At 41.0% G+C, this 17924-nt stretch carries 16 protein-coding genes and 1 pseudogene; 9 read left to right on the forward strand and 8 right to left on the reverse strand.

Features of this window, described 5'->3' with window-relative positions; genetic code table 11:
- Positions 1-2: 2 nt before the first annotated feature.
- On the reverse strand, positions 3-902 hold the full coding sequence (locus ACF8EG_RS00455) for a LysR family transcriptional regulator (RefSeq protein WP_069488167.1): 900 nt from the start codon (positions 900-902) through the stop codon (positions 3-5).
- 104 nt (positions 903-1006) lie between these two features.
- Between ACF8EG_RS00455 and ACF8EG_RS00460 the strand changes: the two genes are divergently transcribed.
- Both ACF8EG_RS00460 and ACF8EG_RS00465 read left to right on the forward strand, forming a co-directional pair.
- A complete protein-coding gene (locus tag ACF8EG_RS00460) occupies positions 1007-2902 on the forward strand; it encodes an alkyl sulfatase dimerization domain-containing protein (RefSeq protein WP_069507417.1) in 1896 nt (631 codons plus the stop codon).
- 60 nt (positions 2903-2962) lie between these two features.
- Positions 2963-3820, forward strand: a complete 858-nt coding sequence (locus ACF8EG_RS00465) for an alpha/beta fold hydrolase (RefSeq protein WP_069507418.1) — start codon at positions 2963-2965, stop codon at positions 3818-3820.
- A 200-nt stretch (positions 3821-4020) separates the two neighbouring features.
- Here ACF8EG_RS00465 and ACF8EG_RS00470 read toward each other — a convergent pair whose 3' ends face one another.
- Entirely contained in the window at positions 4021-4932 is a 912-nt protein-coding gene (locus tag ACF8EG_RS00470; RefSeq protein WP_069491071.1) for a LysR family transcriptional regulator, read from the reverse strand.
- A 112-nt stretch (positions 4933-5044) separates the two neighbouring features.
- On the opposite strand from ACF8EG_RS00470, the gene ACF8EG_RS00475 reads away from it, so the two are divergent.
- The 5 genes from ACF8EG_RS00475 to ACF8EG_RS00495 all read left to right on the forward strand — a co-directional run bounded on the left by ACF8EG_RS00475 (position 5045) and on the right by ACF8EG_RS00495 (position 9028).
- Positions 5045-6196, forward strand: a complete 1152-nt coding sequence (locus ACF8EG_RS00475) for an alanine racemase (RefSeq protein WP_069507419.1) — start codon at positions 5045-5047, stop codon at positions 6194-6196.
- 2 nt (positions 6197-6198) lie between these two features.
- The gene (locus tag ACF8EG_RS00480) at positions 6199-7122 is read left to right on the forward strand and encodes an ornithine cyclodeaminase family protein (protein ID WP_020842008.1); all 924 of its coding nucleotides are present in this window, start codon (positions 6199-6201) and stop codon (positions 7120-7122) included.
- Positions 7115-7588 (forward strand): GNAT family N-acetyltransferase, encoded by a 474-nt coding sequence (locus ACF8EG_RS00485; protein ID WP_069507420.1) that lies wholly within the window; start codon positions 7115-7117, stop codon positions 7586-7588. Before ACF8EG_RS00480 ends, ACF8EG_RS00485 begins: the two co-directional genes overlap by 8 nt.
- A gap of 140 nt (positions 7589-7728) precedes the next feature.
- The gene (locus ACF8EG_RS00490) at positions 7729-8082 is read left to right on the forward strand and encodes a hypothetical protein (protein ID WP_029803742.1); all 354 of its coding nucleotides are present in this window, start codon (positions 7729-7731) and stop codon (positions 8080-8082) included.
- Positions 8083-8818: 736 nt separating this feature from the next.
- Complete coding sequence (locus ACF8EG_RS00495) at positions 8819-9028, forward strand: hypothetical protein (RefSeq protein ID WP_005378991.1); 210 nt, start codon at positions 8819-8821, stop codon at positions 9026-9028.
- A gap of 225 nt (positions 9029-9253) precedes the next feature.
- Here ACF8EG_RS00495 and ACF8EG_RS00500 read toward each other — a convergent pair whose 3' ends face one another.
- Entirely contained in the window at positions 9254-9418 is a 165-nt protein-coding gene (locus tag ACF8EG_RS00500; RefSeq protein ID WP_175423236.1) for a hypothetical protein, read from the reverse strand.
- Between the two features lie 474 nt (positions 9419-9892).
- Between ACF8EG_RS00500 and ACF8EG_RS00505 the strand changes: the two genes are divergently transcribed.
- Positions 9893-10105, forward strand: coding sequence for a cold-shock protein (locus tag ACF8EG_RS00505; protein ID WP_005378997.1), 213 nt, complete (start codon positions 9893-9895; stop codon positions 10103-10105).
- Positions 10106-10350: 245 nt separating this feature from the next.
- Positions 10351-13074, forward strand: a complete 2724-nt coding sequence (gene acnA / locus ACF8EG_RS00510; RefSeq protein ID WP_069507227.1) for an aconitate hydratase AcnA — start codon at positions 10351-10353, stop codon at positions 13072-13074.
- Between the two features lie 76 nt (positions 13075-13150).
- On the opposite strand, the gene nhaA is transcribed toward acnA, so the two are convergent.
- The 5 genes and pseudogenes from nhaA to ACF8EG_RS00535 form a co-directional block, all read right to left on the reverse strand.
- On the reverse strand, positions 13151-14494 hold the full coding sequence (gene nhaA / locus ACF8EG_RS00515) for a Na+/H+ antiporter NhaA (RefSeq protein WP_069507229.1): 1344 nt from the start codon (positions 14492-14494) through the stop codon (positions 13151-13153).
- Positions 14487-15479: a protease modulator HflC gene (hflC, locus tag ACF8EG_RS00520; RefSeq protein WP_005379003.1), complete on the reverse strand. Its 993-nt coding sequence runs from the start codon at positions 15477-15479 to the stop codon at positions 14487-14489. The genes nhaA and hflC overlap by 8 nt, the downstream gene beginning before the upstream one ends.
- Entirely contained in the window at positions 15476-16534 is a 1059-nt protein-coding gene (gene hflK / locus ACF8EG_RS00525; RefSeq protein WP_069507231.1) for an FtsH protease activity modulator HflK, read from the reverse strand. The genes hflC and hflK overlap by 4 nt, the downstream gene beginning before the upstream one ends.
- 480 nt (positions 16535-17014) lie before the next feature.
- Positions 17015-17576 (reverse strand): annotated as a pseudogene (locus ACF8EG_RS00530) (tyrosine-type recombinase/integrase).
- Between the two features lie 36 nt (positions 17577-17612).
- Positions 17613-17924 (reverse strand): IS3 family transposase (locus ACF8EG_RS00535; RefSeq protein WP_392411647.1); only part of this gene is annotated, 312 nt, incomplete at its 5' end.

Below are 17924 nucleotides of genomic sequence, written 5' to 3' on the forward strand. Positions count from 1 at the left end.
CATCAAGACTCTTTGGGTGAAAGAACGGATTGTATTAAGTTATGTAGATGCTGCGTAAATGGTTCTCGACTATAACTTTGTTTAAAAAAAGACGAGAGCGAGTAATCAATATTGTCATCTAATTTTATGGCTTTCACTTTTGAACTGTCATAGATAAACTCAGGTAGAAATGAAACCGACGGCACGGTTTGAACAACTTCGTAAGCCGTAGATAATGAATCAACATAGGCAACTTTTTTAGGTTTAAGCTTTAGCTTCTCTAAAAGGCGATAACGATGTTCATTCCAAGAAGGTAACCTAGACATAATCAGTAAATTATCATGCACATCATCTAATTGGGTAATTTGCACATCGGGATGGCACGCTAAGTAGACATGGTATTTGCAAATATGCCTTTGAGTGATGCTTTTATTGGTTTCAAAGTCGCTAAAGTGCACACCAATATCTATATCTCCCGCAGTAATCGCATCGACGGTGTTCTTCCCCCAGCGCTGAACATAAAATGTCGCCTGAGGAAAGTGTTGCAGCAGCACACTGGTCAATTTTGCCGCTGCATACTGATAAATATAAGAGTTAAGCGCAATAACAATGGGCTGTGTATATTGTGAAAAATCAGTACGCGAAGTTGTGGCTTTCTTCAATATATTCGCAATTTGATTGTAGTTCTGCTCTATCTGTGGGGCGAGTTGATGTACTAAAGGGGTTAGTTCCATTCCTTGAGCGCTGCGAATGAAAATTGGATCATTCAACCTTTCACGCAGCTTGGTTATATCGCGGCTAACGGCGCTTTCAGACTTCTTTAGAATATCTCCAACTTTTTTAAGATTAGGATTGTGATAGAGCAACACCATCGTTTTCATTAGCTCTAATGGCAAATCTAAATAGCGATTCTGTAAATCCATGCACATGCACCTTCTTGCAATATTCGCAAGATAGTCTTAACTATCATTACTATTTTTACAATAGCAAAATGGTCTTTATTTGGTCCAAACAAAAGAGTATAGATATGAAAATGAAAGCTCTGAACATCGCCTTAATTTCTGCATTGACATTAACAACCACCACTACATTTGCAGCAAATAATCCTGACTTTAGCTCTCCTTACATGAATGCTAAAGATACCCCACTTACTCATCTTCCAGAAAATGGCAATAAAGCGAAGGTCAATCAAGAAACCGCATCATTCTGGAATTTGGGGACACATAGTGAACAGCGAGCTTCTTATGATGACCCAACTACTTTAAAAATTGCCGACGGTATCTGGACTTTTGGCTCACGCTCAATTGTTAACATGAGTGCCATCGAAGCTCCTGAAGGTCTAATTATCTACGACACTGGCGACAACGGTCATGACGCAGAAGAGTTCTATACTATGCTGCGTAAAGAAACGAATAAACCTATTGCAGCCATCGTGTATTCGCATGAACACTACACTTTCGGCGCACGCTACATGTTAGAACAAGAAGCGGCCCGTGGTAATACTGATATTAAGATTATTGGACACCCTAACACCAATGCATCTATTGCCAAAAATGGTGGTGTATCGTCAATACATCCTGAGACTAGCGGCATCACCATGGCTCGTAGTATCGAGCAGTTTAACGCTTACCTGCCTAATAAAGGGGATAATGCCGCCTATAAAAATACCGTAATGCCAGACCAAAGTGGTTTCGTACCCGTGAATTTATCGCCAACTCATGATGGTCAAACCATCAATGTGGCAGGCTTGGATATGGTGTTCTACATAGACGGAATTGGTACTGATACCTCAAACCAGTTGATGGTCTATGTTCCAAGCAAAAAAGCGGTATTGAATAATGTTGTTTGGGGTTGGTTCCCTAATATCTATAGTGCCCGTGGTGGTCGTTACCGCAACCCAAATGATTGGATGGGCGCATTAAACAAGATAAAAGAACTAAAGCCTGAAATCTTACTTTCAACTCATTCCACTTCACTTGTGGGGAAAGATAAAATCGATGCTCGCTTGAAAAGTTACCACGATGGTTTAGCGTTTGTTCTTGATCAGTCATTAAAAAATATTGCTTTGGGTCAGGGGCCAGACGAACTTCGCTATAGCGTAAAACTGCCTAAATATCTGAAAGAATCACCGATTCTAGTTCAAAACTATGGTGAAATTTCGATTATGCCGCCGCGTATTTATACCGCGTTGTTTGGTCAATATGACCGCAATGCCGCTCACTTAAATAAGTTACATCCAAAAGATGAAGCGATGCGTATGGTTAGCGCGATGGGAGGGGAAGATAAAACCTACAACCTAGCCAAACAAGCATTTGATAACGGTGATTACTTGTGGTCAGCACAAGTGTCTGATTACTTAGTGCAAAGTAACCCTAATAAGAAAAACAAAGAGTTAAAAGCCGATGCATTGGAACAAATGGGCTACCGTGCCACATCAACCAACTCACGTTCTTTCTATTTAGCACAAGCTGCTGAACTTCGCGGTCAAGTAAATATTATTAAGAATGTTCCAGCGGCCCCTGCTTCAATCGTACAAAACATCAATGATTACGTTAACTATTACCGTATTCGTATTAACCCTGAACGCTCAGATAATACTGAAGCAACAATTAAATTTGATTTTGGGGGAGACCATGTTTATGGATTGGAAATCAGCCGAGCAGTAGTAAATTACCTTGATAACGCTGAAGTAAGCAAAGCTAAATCAGATGTGACCGTACAAATGAAACCAGAAGTTTGGGCTGAAATTTACAACAACATTGCGACTTTTGATGAGCTGCTAAAAGCAGGAAAAGTTAAAGTCATTCAAGGTAGTAATGCTAAAGCCTCTCAGCTAATGGGATTGTTTGACCCAATTTATGATTGGAAAAACGATAAAGGCTTACAAGATCTAGCAAAAATGCTTGGTCAGTCTGACAAATAATTCGTTGTCACTTATTCAGTAGTCGCTACCAGCGACTACTGATTATAAGAAGGAAAAAATATGAATACAGATATGTCACATCTAGGTCGTGAATTCCAAGTAATAAATGGTGATATTACCATTCAGGCTTATGAAAAAGGTCAAGGTGAACCGATTATTTTCGTTCATGGTTTCCCTGACTCAGCGAATGCTTGGCGTCACCAAGTTGACCCGTTTGTCAGTGCTGGCTACCGTGTCATTACTTTGGACATGCGTGGCTACGGTAAAACGTCCAAGCCAATGGAAAAAGAGCATTATCACATCACGATGCTTGCTTCAGATGTGAAAGCTGTTCTCGATCACCTTAATATAGAGAAGGCTCATGTTGTCGGTCATGACTGGGGTGCGGTTGTATCTTGGGCTTTTGCGGGCATTTACCCACAAGCTACAAAATCTCTGACTGCAATTTCAGTTGGTCATCCACTGGTACTACTCAGTATGCCTGATATCCAACAGCGTGAAATGTCGTGGTATTTCTTCTTTTTCCAATTGCCAATGGCGCAAGACTTACTTGCTGCCGATGATTGGAAACTATTCAAAGAATGGATCCGAAACCACCCCGAATGGGAACACTGGAAAGAAAGCTTTAAAGAAGGTAAAGATATCGTTCCAGCGATTAACTGGTATCGCAACGCATTAAACCTAGAGAGCCCGATGAACGCTGAAGACCTTGGTCTGGTTCAAGCACCTTGTTTGGGTATTTGGTCAGAACATGACTACTATTTAGGTGAGAAACAAATGAAGGACTCTGTGCATTTCATCGGTGAAAATGCCAGTTTTGAATTTGCTCGTGTGAATGACGCGACTCACTGGGTGCAACTCGATAAACCTCAAGAAATCAATGAGGTTGTGCTGCAATTTACCTCTAAACACGGTTGAAAATCAGAATAATTTAATGAGTTAATGAAGCCAGCAAAGTTATGTTGCTGGCTTTGTACGTTTATAGGAGTCGGGACCATTAGAATAATTATGACGAAATCCTGAAAGCGATACTAATGGAAACACTAAGTAAACAAGAAAAGGGGCAAAGGTGTGTTTGCTATGATCGGCGCTGGCACACCTCTGATAACAACATACTATCAACTTAACCACGGCGCTTTTTGGCATTGATCTTTTAATAGAGATAAAAAGCCAGTGACTCGCGCTGACCTCTCATGCGCAGCAGAACTCACGAGGGCAACAATATCGGCATTTGGAAGCTCATAATCTGGCAATAATCGCACTAATTTACCACTATCAATCTGTGATTGAATATCCCATTCAGATCGCATGATGATCCCTAAGTCTCTTAAGGCCCAGTCTTTAATCACTCTGCCCTCATTACTTGCAAGAGAAGGACGAATACGAACACTTTCTATGGCCCCTGTTACTGCATGAGTAAAACTCCACAACGTGACATCTTCATTATTTTCTCTCAACGCAATACATTGATGCTTCTTAAGATCTTGCGGAGTCTTAGGCTGTCCATGACGAGATAAATACTCCGGCGAAGCGCAAACAAAGCGCTTGTTTGGGGCTAAACTCACCATCTTAAGGCTGGAGTCCGCCAGGTGACCAATGTAGATGATAATGTCCCATTTATGATGGTTGGCCCAGTTTGGCTTATCTGATAACTCTAGCTCCACCTCTAGGCGAGGATGAGCTTTTTTATACTCACCTAATAAAGGGGCTATCACATCGTTGCCAAAGCCAAGGGGCGCCAATACTCTTAGACAACCACTGACATCCCCTCTGCTTTCATTGAGTTTATCGGTGAGCTCGTCCAAATCTTCAAGGATCGAAATACCAGTATCAACTAAAACGCGCCCTTCTTCTGTTAAGCTAACCACGCGCGAAGGCCGTTGAAGTAACTTAAGCGATAGCTTCTTTTCGATATGTTGAATACGCTGAGTGACTGATGGCGGCGTTATATTGAGCGTACGAGCCGCATCTGCCAATGTTCTATGGTTAGAAACTACCACAAGAAATCGAATATCTTCTGTCGTTAACATTAACTTCCAACCTAATGTATAAGTAGATTTTTGTTAATATAATTCAACTTCTTCCTACTTCATAATCATTTCATCAATAGTTAATTTCACTTTGCAAGTTTAGGTAAATGAAATGATTAAGCATACGGAACACCCTGATTTAGAAAAACAATACAATGCCATCGGCACACCATTTCTCTATTTGGATAAACAAAAATTTTTGAGCAACCTTGCTCAAATGCGCAGCCATATGTCGAAACTAGGCACACCACTAAGACCCCACTTTAAAACAGTAAAGTCGTTAGATGCGCTTCCTTACTTAATTGACTCTCTAGAGGCTCCAATCACTGTATCCACTCTTGAGGAAGCAGAACAGCTTGCCAGTTATGGCTGTAAAAATATTCTCTATGCAGTTGGCATATCACAAGAAAAACTATTACGAGTCGAGCAGTTACTGAAACGTGGCATGAGTATTGTGGTTTTACTTGATAGCATGGAACAAGTCGATTTCGTTAACGCCTACTGTCAAGAACGTGGGTGTGTTATTAGCTGCCTGATAGAGATTGATTGCGACGGACACCGAGGTGGAGTAAGTGCAGATTCCGAAGCCCTGATTGCAATGGCTAAGAGCTTAGGTAAGGGTTTGGGCAATTTTAAAGGGGTGATGCTCCACGCAGGTGAGTCTTACCACTGTAAGTCTCGAGAAGCGTTAAACCAATCCGCCAGTAATGAAGTAGCGACTGCACAACTTGCGGCGAAACGCCTCGAGTCGGTTGGGATTTACTGCGAAATAGTCAGCGTGGGTTCTACCCCGACGGCATGCTCATACACAAACACAAGTGGAATCACAGAAGTCAGAGCTGGCGTCTATTCATTGTTTGACTTAGTGATGCATCGGCTTGGAGTATGTACTTTAAACGATATCGCAATCTCAGTAGTAAGTAGTGTTATTGGACACAACAAATCGAGGGGGCAAATATTTGTTGATGCTGGATGGATGGCTCTTTCTTTAGATAAAGGTCATGACGAACAATGTTATGGCGTGGTTCTCCAACCGAATGGCCAAGAGAGTCAAATACTGAAAGTAGTGCAGGTAAATCAAGAGCACGGCATACTCGAAGCGGCTTCTGGAAGCGAGATCGACTTCGAATGTTTTCCCATTGGTTCTAGAGTACACATCGTCCCAAATCATGCATGCTCTACAAGCGCGATGCACAGTAAATACTATGTCTTTGACTTGGTCGAGGGTCAAATTGAGCAATGGCAACGTGTTTCAGGGTGGTAAACATGATTTATCTAGATGAAAAAACGACAGCAGCGTTAATTTCTCACGAGCTGGCATACAAAGCGGTCAAAGCGGCATTTTCTTCAGTACAAGATCAGCACTCATCAATATTTCCGGTCGTTAACGCATCAGGCCCGATCGAAGGCTCAATGTTTTCACTCAAATCAGCATGCACAAATCAATTACTTGGTTGGAAAATGGGAAGCTATTGGCCTTGCAATAATCAGTTTGGGCGACCGAACCATGGTACTCATATCTTTCTTCTTTCACCGGATACGGGGGAAATGAAAGCCATTTTGTCAGCAAGTTTGGTCAATGCCTACCGAACTGCAGCAGCTGATGCCATCGCTGTTGATCTACTGGCGAGACAAGATTCATCTGTACTCGCGTTATTTGGCACAGGCCATCAAGCTAAATACGAAGCGCTTGCCATTTCAAAAGTTAGGAATCTATCTAAAGTCCTGATTGTTGGTAGAAATCAGACTAACGCCAACCAACTAGCGCAAGAGCTAAGCAAAGAAGGGTTAACAACAGACATCAAATCCGCTCAAGAAGCCTGTGAAAGCGCAGATATTATTGTTACCGTTACAGCGTCCACCGCTCCTTTGTTTGAATCTTCATGGGTAAAACCTGGAACTCATATTTCTGCAATGGGAGCAGATAAAATAGGAAAACAGGAACTTCCACCATCGCTATTTGAGAACGCCACCCTCTACTGTGATTATTTATCTCAGTCCAAAACAATTGGTGAGTTCCAGCATGCGCCAGATAAAGAGATCTATCAGATCGGTGACAATCTTCAATTAAAAGAAAGGAACAAAAACGACATTACTATTTTTGATAGCTCAGGAATTGCCTATCAAGATCTTTATATTGCGCAAATAGTTTTAGATAAATACCTATCCAAGGGAGATTACCATGAATAACGTTGGCTTTTTAAAAATAAACGGTAACACCATCGATGACATTATCGACCTCTCCGTGGAAGAGTCCCAAAAACACCTCATTGCTAATAACGCAGAATGGCTTGCAGAGGCGAGTTTCAACGACGATAGCGTCAGTTACGGCATTTATTTAGACGACAAACCAGCAGGGCTCATCTCTCTTATCGATCCAAGACTACTCGACAAGTTCGATGATCACTTTCAAAAGGATCATTTGTACGTGTGGCGCGTCATGATTGACCATCGTTTTCAAGGAAAGGGATTGGGAAATCAAGCGATTAACTTTAGTAAGCGATACGCTTCCATTATCGGTTTACAAGGCGTGTCCCTGACCACAATGGATAAAGATGAAGGGAATGCTCTCCATATTTACCAAAAGCTCGGATTTATACCAACGGGTAGAAGACTTGATGATGAAATTGAATTAATTTTTAGCTTCAAGATATGATTTAATAATCGGTCTAGATGGTTAAATAAATTACTAATAATTAAACCCTATGGTAAAACATGAAGTGATTATTTTAATCTTACAATCACTCATTAATTAACACGTAAAAATAAATTTTGATTTATCAATTTGGAGATATAGTGAAAAATATACTTGTATATACCATTTTTATTATTTTATTTTCAGGGTGTGATTATAAGTATGAATCATACTCGGAATCATATACCTCAAAGATTATTAAAAATGTTGTTCTAGATATAGAATGTGTTAAATCTTCTCTTGATAAAAAATTAGAATTTAATACAGTGACTGAAAGTAAAAACTCTCTTCGAACCAGCATTTCGGATATTGAAGTGCAAGTAAACGTGACTGAGAATGAATTAGTCATCGTGTCTAAATACAAAACAGAGACTAAACAGGACAAGAATATTTATATTGTAAGTGCTGTTGGAAAGAGAGTTGAAAGAATCATTTTTAATGATTGTGATTATTAAAAATGAACATCACCGTCTAAATAATTGCATCCTTGCTTATAAAATTTATTAGCTCCATCAGCTTGTAAATTTATAGTTAACCCTGTTTATTGATAACATTTTCTAGACAAGCTAATAGATTCGAATTTATATGCATACGGGCAAGTAAAGAGTGTTATTGCTGATAACTTGGCATTAGCCAAATTCAAGTAAAATAAATGTATTACTCCCATTCGATTTCAAAAGGCTAACAAGCTTTGGGGCACTTCTGTGCTACGAAGTGCCAATTGTGAAGTATCTGGACAAAAGTTGGTTAGGAAATTTACTCTATTTAGACTATTAGGTATTAGGAAAAGTATGGGTGTTGCACCATTCCCCTTAAGGCATGCTCAATATTTGCCCATTGAAAGACCGTGCTCTTCAATAGATAATCTCTAAGCATCATTAGCACCCACGACATGTCTGGGAGGTACATCATAGCGGGAGCGGCGTTATGTTGCTTAAACAATGGTGGGCGATGATAAATGTCAGTCATAGTGTGCGTTAGTTTGTGGATTTGGAGCGTACAGCGAGAGTCGAACTCGCATCATCATATTGGAAGGCAGAGAAGTAGGCTTTGCGTTCATATTTCTTGATAATCAGTGATTTGACGAGTCAATTTTAATCAAGAAGGCTAAGTCAGTTAGAATGCTATAGCATGAAAAAGTGCTATATTGAAAGCATCACATCTTCACGCCCCCACAGAAGGAATAATACTATGCCGACCTACCAGGTCACTTACTTCAACGTGAGACACGCCGTGATGGATAGCGAAGCTATCTTCATGAAAAACCTAACGAACGCAAAGCGCTCAGCAGAGCATCATGCGCCAGAGGGTACTGATCAAATTGAAATCAAAGATTTAATGGATCAAGTTCTGACTCGATTGACGCTTGAGCAAGGCTGGGTTGATAACATCGAAGACTGACATTGCCTAGCAATCACGGTTCGTTTGGAGTGTCATCAATAAATACACAGGCTTGATTAGTTTTTCGTATTAGCCTTTGACACAGTTTAATTTGTTTGTCTGTCAAAGTCTGTTCACAGTAGAGTTGGTCGAGTAAACCTGCAAGCATGTCTCTTTCCAAGTTACTCAGTTTTTCAGAATGCATGAGGAGTGTCATATTGATAAGTTCAGAGAGGTTTCTTGAACTCACAATCCCCATTCCTTATCCCACTTCTTTTGTTCCTCAATATCTTCTATTCGTTTGTGGACATCCTTTCTCTTCAACTCTTCTGGTATCCGCCCAATCCTTTTTCCTTTCGGATTAAGACCAAGTTGTTTCTGCTTTTGTGTCGGTTTAGGTAACTTGCTCACATATAATCCTATTTTGATGGTTGACTGAATTTCGCACCACGTCCACGTTGGCTATGAAAGAAACAATGATACTACACAAGTCAGCATAAAATAGACAAAAGTGAGTAACAGCACTAGTTAAATTAGCATTGTAAGCATCGCAAATACCAGCGTGTTGCAACTTCGGCTATTTGCTCGCAATCGGCATAAAGTCATTTTTTGTTAGCTAACGCGTTAGAAACTTACTAATATTTTTAAAATCATAACCTTACAGTCAAATTAAAATATGACCGAAGACTAAACTAACTATTTTCAATTTAAGGCTTATACTTAAAGTAGCTCCGCGAATTTGAGTTATTTTTTCATTATAAAACAAGTTTCCTTTCACAGTTATTTTCGAAATTTTTCGTTTAACTTCTGAGACAGCCCTCTTGAGTGACTATGAAATAGCTCTAGTTACCAGAGCCTTAACCTATAGGATTAGTCGAGGTATATATGTCTGACAGAGAAACTGGATCAGTAAAATGGTTTAACGAGAATAAAGGCTTTGGATTTATCACCAAAGATAGTGATGGCAAGGATATTTTTGTCCATTTCCGTTCGATTTCGTCTGATGGGTTTAAGACCCTGTTGGAAGGGCAAAAAGTAAGTTTTGAAGTTGAACCAGGTGAGAAAGGGCCGCACGCAACAAACGTGGCTCTCATCTAGATACGGCTGAAGGCATAGTAATCAAATGCTTTGCCTTCATTTTTTGTCTAGTTATTGTTTGATGGTAAAAGTCCATTCCAACTTCTTCCTTCTTTTCGAAATTCAACTCTGATCCTTTCAGGTTATAGATTTTCAGCTGATCAAAGCTATTTGGATATGGGAAATATAAAAGTGTCCCAGAAAACATGTCTATGACAAGGAGGTGCCTTTTATAAAGGTCAACCATCATTGAAAGGAAACAAATCATGATACCCACCAACGAGAAAGCATGGCGCCAAACATATCTAAGGTCACTGAATGTAAAAGGCACAGAATATAGATACTGGTCATTAAAAAAACTTGCCCAATATTATCAAGTAAACCTGTCCAAAATTCCCGTAACTAAACGTCTGCTTATTGAAAATGTAATGCGACAAACCTCTGATTTAAAAGAGTCATCTCAAATTATTGAAGAATTGCTCTTTAAAAATAAGGCTCTCGACTCAGAGAGCAATGGTAATTCATCAGAATTAAGTTTCTATCCTAGTAGAGTACTGATGCAGGACTATACTGGGATACCTGCTTTAGTCGATTTAGCCGCAATAAGAGATGCAGTAGCTCAAGAAGGCGGAGATCCGAGTTATGTAACACCCAAATGTCCGGTTGATCTTGTCATAGACCATTCGTTAATTGTTTATCAATCAGGTTCAGAATCTTCGATACAAACAAATCGCGCACATGAAATGGCACGAAATAGAGAGCGTTATACATTTCTAAAATGGGCACAAAAAAACTTCCGTAACTTGACAGTGATCCCTCCCGGTAAGGGGATATGCCATCAAGTCAATCTGGAATATCTATCTCAAGTTGTGCGCGAAGACGAAAAAAGAGTGTTAACACCAGACACGGTAATAGGAACCGATAGCCACACCACTATGATAAACGGATTAGGCGTGTTGGGTTGGGGAGTGGGAGGCATAGAAGCCGAAGCTGCAATGCTTGGTCAGCCACTAAATATCGCTATCCCACGAGTTGTCGGAGTACGTCTTGATGGGCAATTGCGTCCCGGTGTGACTGCGACCGATTTGGTTTTGACGATCACAGAAAGGTTAAGGTCTCATGGCGTGGTTGGTAAGTTCGTTGAGTACTATGGTGACGGCTTAGCCACTCTATCGGTGGCAGACCGAGCAACGCTTGCCAATATGGCACCAGAGTATGGAGCCACTTGCGGATTTTTCCCAATTGATGAAAATACTATCGCCTATTTAACCATGACAAACCGCCCTTCTTCACTGATTGATAGAGTGCGGGCATACGCCCTAGAGCAAGATCTATGGTGGGATACAAACCGCCCTTCACCAGAGTATGACGAAAATGTTGTAGTCGATTTATCTGCCATCGGTACCTCAATAGCAGGGCCCAAACGACCTCAAGACAGACTTAACATCAGCGCCATTAAGCAAGCGACTCTTGACCAATGTGCTATTGAAGGTGCCGCAAACTCAAGCCAGCCAGGATCATCCAGACCCTTACATCATGGTGATGTCGTCATTGCAGCTATCACCTCGTGCACTAACACGTCAAACCCCGCTGTTATGCTGACTGCGGGTTTAGTGGCTAAGGCAGCAGTTAAAAAAGGGTTGACCGTTCCTAGCTACGTCAAAACTTCTCTCGCCCCCGGTTCATTAGCTGTCGCTCGATATCTCAATGATACGGGTTTGCAAGACTACCTCGACCTATTGGGATTTCATCGAGTTGGATACGGTTGCACAACATGCATTGGTAACTCTGGCCCATTAAAAAACAATCTTGAAACTGAGATCTCGGAAAACAGCCTGAATGTATCGGCGGTATTATCAGGTAATCGCAACTTTGAAGGTAGAGTACACCCCTCTGTTAGCCTAAACTGGCTTGCCTCGCCACCTTTAGTCGTCGCATTTGCGTTAGCGGGTACGACCTGTATTGACTTAGAAAAAGACCCAATTGCGCTCAATAGTAACAACGAGCCCGTCTATCTAAAAGATCTGTGGCCAAGCCAAGCCATGCTGGATGAAATGCTAAATCAAGTCCATGAGAGCCACTTTAGATTGAGCTACAGCGACATTACTGAAGGTGATGAAGAGTGGGAACAATTGTCAATGAAAGATAGCCCCTGCTACCCTTGGGACGAAGGCTCTACTTACATACAACGCCCTCCTTTTTTGGAAATACCACCGCCGACTTTTCCTGTTGAATCAGCGCGTATATTAGCCATTTTGGGGGATTCAATTACGACCGACCATATTTCACCAGCAGGCCGCATTTCAGAACATAGCCCGGCGGGTCAATATCTACTTTCAAAAAACATCACACCTGAAGAGTTTAATAGCTATGGTTCACGCCGAGGAAATCATCACATCATGGTTCGTGGGACTTTTTCAAATGTACGTTTGGAAAACAAAATCGCCTCCCCGACGATAGGCGGTGTCACGCGATGTTACGGCGATACCAAACTGGATGACTGTAACATGTCAACCACTGAGAAAGCGCCTCCCATCATTCCTATTTACGACGCCAGCAGGAGGTCAATCGAACTTAACGTTCCGTTGGTAATATTTGCTGGCAAAGACTATGGTTCAGGCTCTAGTCGTGACTGGGCGGCAAAAGGTTGTTTGTTATTGAATGTGAAAGCGGTCATCGCGGAATCGTTTGAGCGAATTCATCGTAGTAATTTAGTCGGTATGGGCATACTGCCTCTTCAACTGATGCGACCAGATGAATTAAATTCACTGACTTTAGAGGGTAATGAGACTGTTTTTATTGCCCCCCACGAACCTATAAAGCCGTTATTGGAGCTCAATATTATCGTAGTAACAGCGCAAGGTGCTGAGCTCACCATACCTGTTACTGCTCGTATAGATAACCCTAAGGAACTAGAGTATTTTAACTCGGGGGGTATTCTTCAATATGTTCTGAAGCAACTGACAGCTAATATTCCTAAAATGTCATAGTGAAGTCTCGCGTCTTAGATTACGGGGTAGCAGTCTGCGGTAGTTTTTCACCGCAGACTGTCTATACATTTCAGATTCAGATGTTGTTCTGTTTTTCTCTTACAGAGAAATACCGTAAAAAAGTGAGACCGAGTAAAGCTGAACAGATGGAAGCTGAGAAAATTCCAAGTTTTGCTGCATTAATTTGATCAGTGCTATAGGCTAACTCTGAGATAAACAATGCCATCGTAAAACCAATGCCAGCTAGCATCCCCCCCCAAAAAATCATTCCCCAATTCATATTTTCTGGAAGCATGGCTACCCGGAGTCTTACGGATATCCAACTGAACAGCACAATACCTATAGGCTTGCCAAAAACAAAACCCAAAAAGACAGCAAAAGTAATTGGAGAAGTTGCGTTCGTACTGGTTAGTGAAATCCCAGCATTAGCAAAGGCGAATAGTGGTAAGATGATAAACCCGACCCAAGGATGAAGTAACATTTCTAAGCGCTCGACCGGTGAAAGCGTTTCACGGGCCGCCGCCGCAGCTGTCCTTAAAGTCTCTCCTTCAATCTTATCTCCGCTCCATTGCTTCATAGGTGATGATGCCACTATTGAGTTCACAATAGTGGAGAGGTGTTGCTTGCTGACCCACTTATTTGTGGGGGTTAATAAGCCTAGAATCACACCAGTAATTGTCGGATGTATACCAGACATGTCGACCGACAACCATATCATTCCTCCAACAAGAGAGAAGAGTACAATACTGCGAACTCCCAAGAAGCTCATACCTTGAACAATAATAAAACCTATTAATGCATAAACGACGGGCCGCCATTCAATGTCATTACCATAACCAATAGCCACAACAAAGATTGCGCCAATATCATCGACTACGGCCATTGATAACATGAATATTCGTAAGCTACTCGGAATACTTCGTCCTAAGAGCGCTAGGCACCCGATCACAAATGCGGTATCCGTCGCCATCACAGTCCCCCAACCATGATGCCCTGGTTCACCAAATTGGATAAATAAATAGAAAAGAGGAGGTAAAAACATCCCACCAAGAGCGGCAGCAATGGAAAGTACAGCTAATTTAGGATTACGAAGTTCACCCAGCACCAACTCACGCTTAAGTTCTAAGGCAATGAGAAAGAAAAACAAAGTCATTCCTGCATCGTTTATCCATTTGTGTAAAGAACGCTCAAAGACTAAATCACCGAAAGTAATCCCTACCGAAATCTGCCAAAAATGAGCAAACTCTTCACTTAGATTTGAATTGGCAATTAAAACAGCAAGTACTGCTGAAACAAATAGAACAATGCCTGCTGCGGATTCAATATGTATAAAACGGTTTACTGGTTGAGCAACCCAATCAATGTACTCTTTTGGTAATCGAGTCGGATTAGTTGGTACTATTGGGACTTTTTTACTCATTATTTTCAACTGTAGGTATTAAGTTACCTTCAATGCTATTGAGAAACCTGAATATGTCACTGTTAGTAGATAAAACAAGCGTTGTATTTTCTGAAATGATAGTTGAGTAAGACTGCATTGTTCGCGTGAACTCATAAAGGTCTCTCGCTTGAGGGCTTTTATTGTAAGCTAACGAATAAATTTCGGCGGCTTTGGCATCAGCTTGTCCGCGAATCTCTTCGACTTCACGATAGGCTTCAGACTGGATTTTATTCAAATCTCTGATTCGGTCACCACGAATCCTCGCAGCTTCCCCATTCCCTTCGGATAAAAAACGTTCCGCGATTTGCCGACGCTCACTAATCATTCGCTCGTAAATTTTAGGGCGAACACTTTCATTGTAATTAATACGTTTGAAGCGAATATCGAGCAATTCAATACCAAATATCTTTATTTTTTCTGACGCAGCAGAGAATATTTCTTGTTCTACTAGTTGACGCCCTTTTTTAATAGGAACAAGGGTGCCAATTTTTAACTCTCCTTCAGTGTCACTTAATAAGGCATCTCGTAACGGTTTTCTGTTTTTGTTGGTACGAATTATTTCGATTAGTTCATGCTTTGCGACAGCATTTCGCGTCTCACTTCCCAAAATATCGTCAAGACGAGATTGTGCACTACGCTCATCTTTGATTCTTAAAAAGTATTGAAGTGGGTCGGTTATTCGCCACCGAGCGAATAAATCAACTGAAATATACAGCTTATCTTTTGTGGGCATATCGGAAGGGTTGCCATCCCACTCTAACACTCTTTTGTCTATAGTGTTAATTTCATGAATGAATGGCATTTTTATCTTTAACCCTGCATCCACAACAGGTTCTCCTATTGGTTTCCCAAACTGAGTAATAATGACCTGTTGTACTTCACTCACGGTGTAAAGTGCGTTGTATATACCAAGAGAGACACATAAAACTAATGCGGTTATGACTCCTATTTTTTTCGGTTTCATTGTGCACCTCCTTGTGTCTTATTGAGATTAAGTAAAGGTAAGATATTGTTTGCTCGCTCATCAATGATAATTTTGGCCCGAATATTCGGTAATACAGCTTGCATGGTTTCTAAGTAGATTCTTCGTTTGGTCACTTCTGGAGCTTTAACGTACTCAATCAATAGTGCATTAAATCGCGCTGTATCCCCCTCGGCTTCATTCACTCTTTTTAAACGATAACCATCAGCCTCTCTGATCCTTTGATCTTTTTCTCCTAAAGCTAAAGGGATCACTTTGTTGTAATCTCGACGAGCTTCATTAATAAGCTTTTCTTTTTCCTGTTGGGCTTGGTTCACTTCGTTAAATGATGCCTGAACAGGTTGAGGAGGGTTGATGTTTTTCAATTGCACTTGGTCAATACTTATCCCTAAGGCATATTTTGTTGAGAGCGCCTGCATTTTTGAAAGCGCTTCATATTCAATTTCTTGTCGGCCTATTGTGATCACTTCATCTACAGTTCTATCCCCGACAACTTCACGCATTACGGACTCAGAAACATATCGAAGCGTTTCACTAGGTTCCCGGACTTCGAACAAAAACTTAATAGGTTCAGAAATTCGATATTGAACTACCCACTCCACAAGGGCAGCATTTAAATCACCAGTGACCATTTGTGTCTCTTGGCGACGATCGTTCACTCTGGGACTTTGGTGAGGATCATTAGCTCCTGGCGTCGTAAAACCAAACTCTTGTTTCAGCTGACGTTTAACTGGAACTATTTTTACCGTGTCAATACCAAGTGGAACCTTGATATGGAGCCCCGCAGGAACATTATTTACATACTTACCAAAGCGTTGTATGACAGCGACAGAATCACTTGGGACGGTATAAAATGTTGACCATAAAATGAGAGCTAAAAATAAAATAATAAATGGAGAAAAAAAGCTCGACGGTCCGCCACCGATAAGAATTTTCTTGAAGTGCTGAAGAATAGTATGAAAAGCTTTTTTCAAATGTGGAGAATCTTGCTGACCTCCGCCCCAGGGGTTTCCTGAAGAATTGTTACTTGGGAGCATGAGCATGCCCTCCGGCTATAGGTAAGGAATTTGACCTATGCAAAATTGAATGAGGTAGGTAGCGCTTAATCAACTAGAGTAATTTGTGTGCAGTTTACGATTAGTTACTAAGTGTTGCCTTAGGATAGGGACGGTCTATTTAAACTTCTAATATAATCAGAAATTATTAGCTAGTATGATTTCTAACTATATCTCAAGCTCTACAGTAACCCCTAATTACTAGGCTCTTTTTATCGCTAGCGTTATGCGACGTGTAGTTATGTGAGAGCATACATCTTTAACTATTATTATAGGTTATTTATGTCCGCATAAGGATAGATTTGGCAATTTTTCTACAACGGAACAAGCCTTGTAGAAAAATATGACTCGAAAAAACTAAGAGAGCGGCCGTTCTAGCAAAAATCGGGATAAGATAAATCAGACCGAATCAATACTGGACACAGGCTTTTCAACGGTGGAGAAAAGCCTGTGCCAATGCTTCTAGCAGTCAGTTTGCTCTGAAAGTCTCAAAGCGTCTTCCCGTTCAACTCCAAGGTAACGAATCGTATTATCTAGCTTCGAATGTCCTAGTAAAGTCTGTATTGCCCTAATGTTTTTTGTTCTGGTATAGATCAAAGTAGCTTTGGTGCGACGCATTGAATGAGTCCCATAATAGTCTGCATTCAACCCCAGTTTTGCAGCCCAACACCTTATAATCGAACGATAAAATGAGTAACTGATAGGTTGTCCTTTACGGCGACAACTTGGAAACAAACAACTGCTTGCTTCTAGGGATGCAGAGTAGATCCATTGACTGATACTCTGCTGAGTTCTAGGAGTGATTTCATAGTGCACATCAGTGCCCGTTTTTTGCCGGATGCATTGACCCCTCTCATAAATCACTCCTTGCGAAGAGACATCGTATACGTGTAGCTTTAGTAAATCACTCGCTCTCAACTTACTATCAATGGCTAGGTTTAGCAGAGCTAAGTTGCATTAGGTCGTTTTCAAGCTCAAATGGCCTTTTTATGCCACTGCACTTTGTACAAGATAACTTCCTCATGATGACTGATCTGCTCCAGCCAGACTGGACACTTCATTAAGCGACATTTTTCTGTTCAAAGTTAACTGGGCTTAGATACCCAAGAGCACTGTGCCTTCTCGTCCGACTATAATCAACCTCAATGTACTCGAAGACTGTTTGGCGCATCTCATCTCTGGTCATGATCGGTTCGTACTGGATCGCTTCAACCTTCATCGAATGGAAGAAGCTCTCAACACACGCATTATCCCAGCAGTTTCCTTTTCTACTCATACTTTGCTTTAGATTATAAGCAGTTATGAGGTCTCGATAATCTTTCGAGCAATACTGGCTACCTCTATCACTATGAACAATAACTTCCTCTGGAAA

The sequence above is a fragment of the Vibrio sp. YQ_11 genome, from assembly GCF_043103065.1.
GTDB classification, from domain to species: domain Bacteria; phylum Pseudomonadota; class Gammaproteobacteria; order Enterobacterales; family Vibrionaceae; genus Vibrio; species Vibrio parahaemolyticus.

Excerpts from the sequence above, each read along its gene's own strand:
- ACF8EG_RS00485 (WP_069507420.1), top strand. The coding sequence starts at position 7,115 with ATGAATAACGTTGGCTTTTTAAAAATAAACGGTAACACCATCGATGAC.
- ACF8EG_RS00495 (WP_005378991.1), top strand. The coding sequence starts at position 8,819 with ATGCCGACCTACCAGGTCACTTACTTCAACGTGAGACACGCCGTGATG.
- ACF8EG_RS00475 (WP_069507419.1), top strand. The coding sequence starts at position 5,045 with ATGATTAAGCATACGGAACACCCTGATTTAGAAAAACAATACAATGCC.
- nhaA (WP_069507229.1), bottom strand. The coding sequence starts at position 14,494 with ATGAGTAAAAAAGTCCCAATAGTACCAACTAATCCGACTCGATTACCA.
- ACF8EG_RS00455 (WP_069488167.1), bottom strand. The coding sequence starts at position 902 with ATGGATTTACAGAATCGCTATTTAGATTTGCCATTAGAGCTAATGAAA.
- ACF8EG_RS00460 (WP_069507417.1), top strand. The coding sequence starts at position 1,007 with ATGAAAATGAAAGCTCTGAACATCGCCTTAATTTCTGCATTGACATTA.
- ACF8EG_RS00465 (WP_069507418.1), top strand. The coding sequence starts at position 2,963 with ATGAATACAGATATGTCACATCTAGGTCGTGAATTCCAAGTAATAAAT.
- ACF8EG_RS00480 (WP_020842008.1), top strand. The coding sequence starts at position 6,199 with ATGATTTATCTAGATGAAAAAACGACAGCAGCGTTAATTTCTCACGAG.
- ACF8EG_RS00505 (WP_005378997.1), top strand. The coding sequence starts at position 9,893 with ATGTCTGACAGAGAAACTGGATCAGTAAAATGGTTTAACGAGAATAAA.
- ACF8EG_RS00470 (WP_069491071.1), bottom strand. The coding sequence starts at position 4,932 with ATGTTAACGACAGAAGATATTCGATTTCTTGTGGTAGTTTCTAACCAT.
- hflK (WP_069507231.1), bottom strand. The coding sequence starts at position 16,534 with ATGCTCCCAAGTAACAATTCTTCAGGAAACCCCTGGGGCGGAGGTCAG.
- hflC (WP_005379003.1), bottom strand. The coding sequence starts at position 15,479 with ATGAAACCGAAAAAAATAGGAGTCATAACCGCATTAGTTTTATGTGTC.
- acnA (WP_069507227.1), top strand. The coding sequence starts at position 10,351 with ATGATACCCACCAACGAGAAAGCATGGCGCCAAACATATCTAAGGTCA.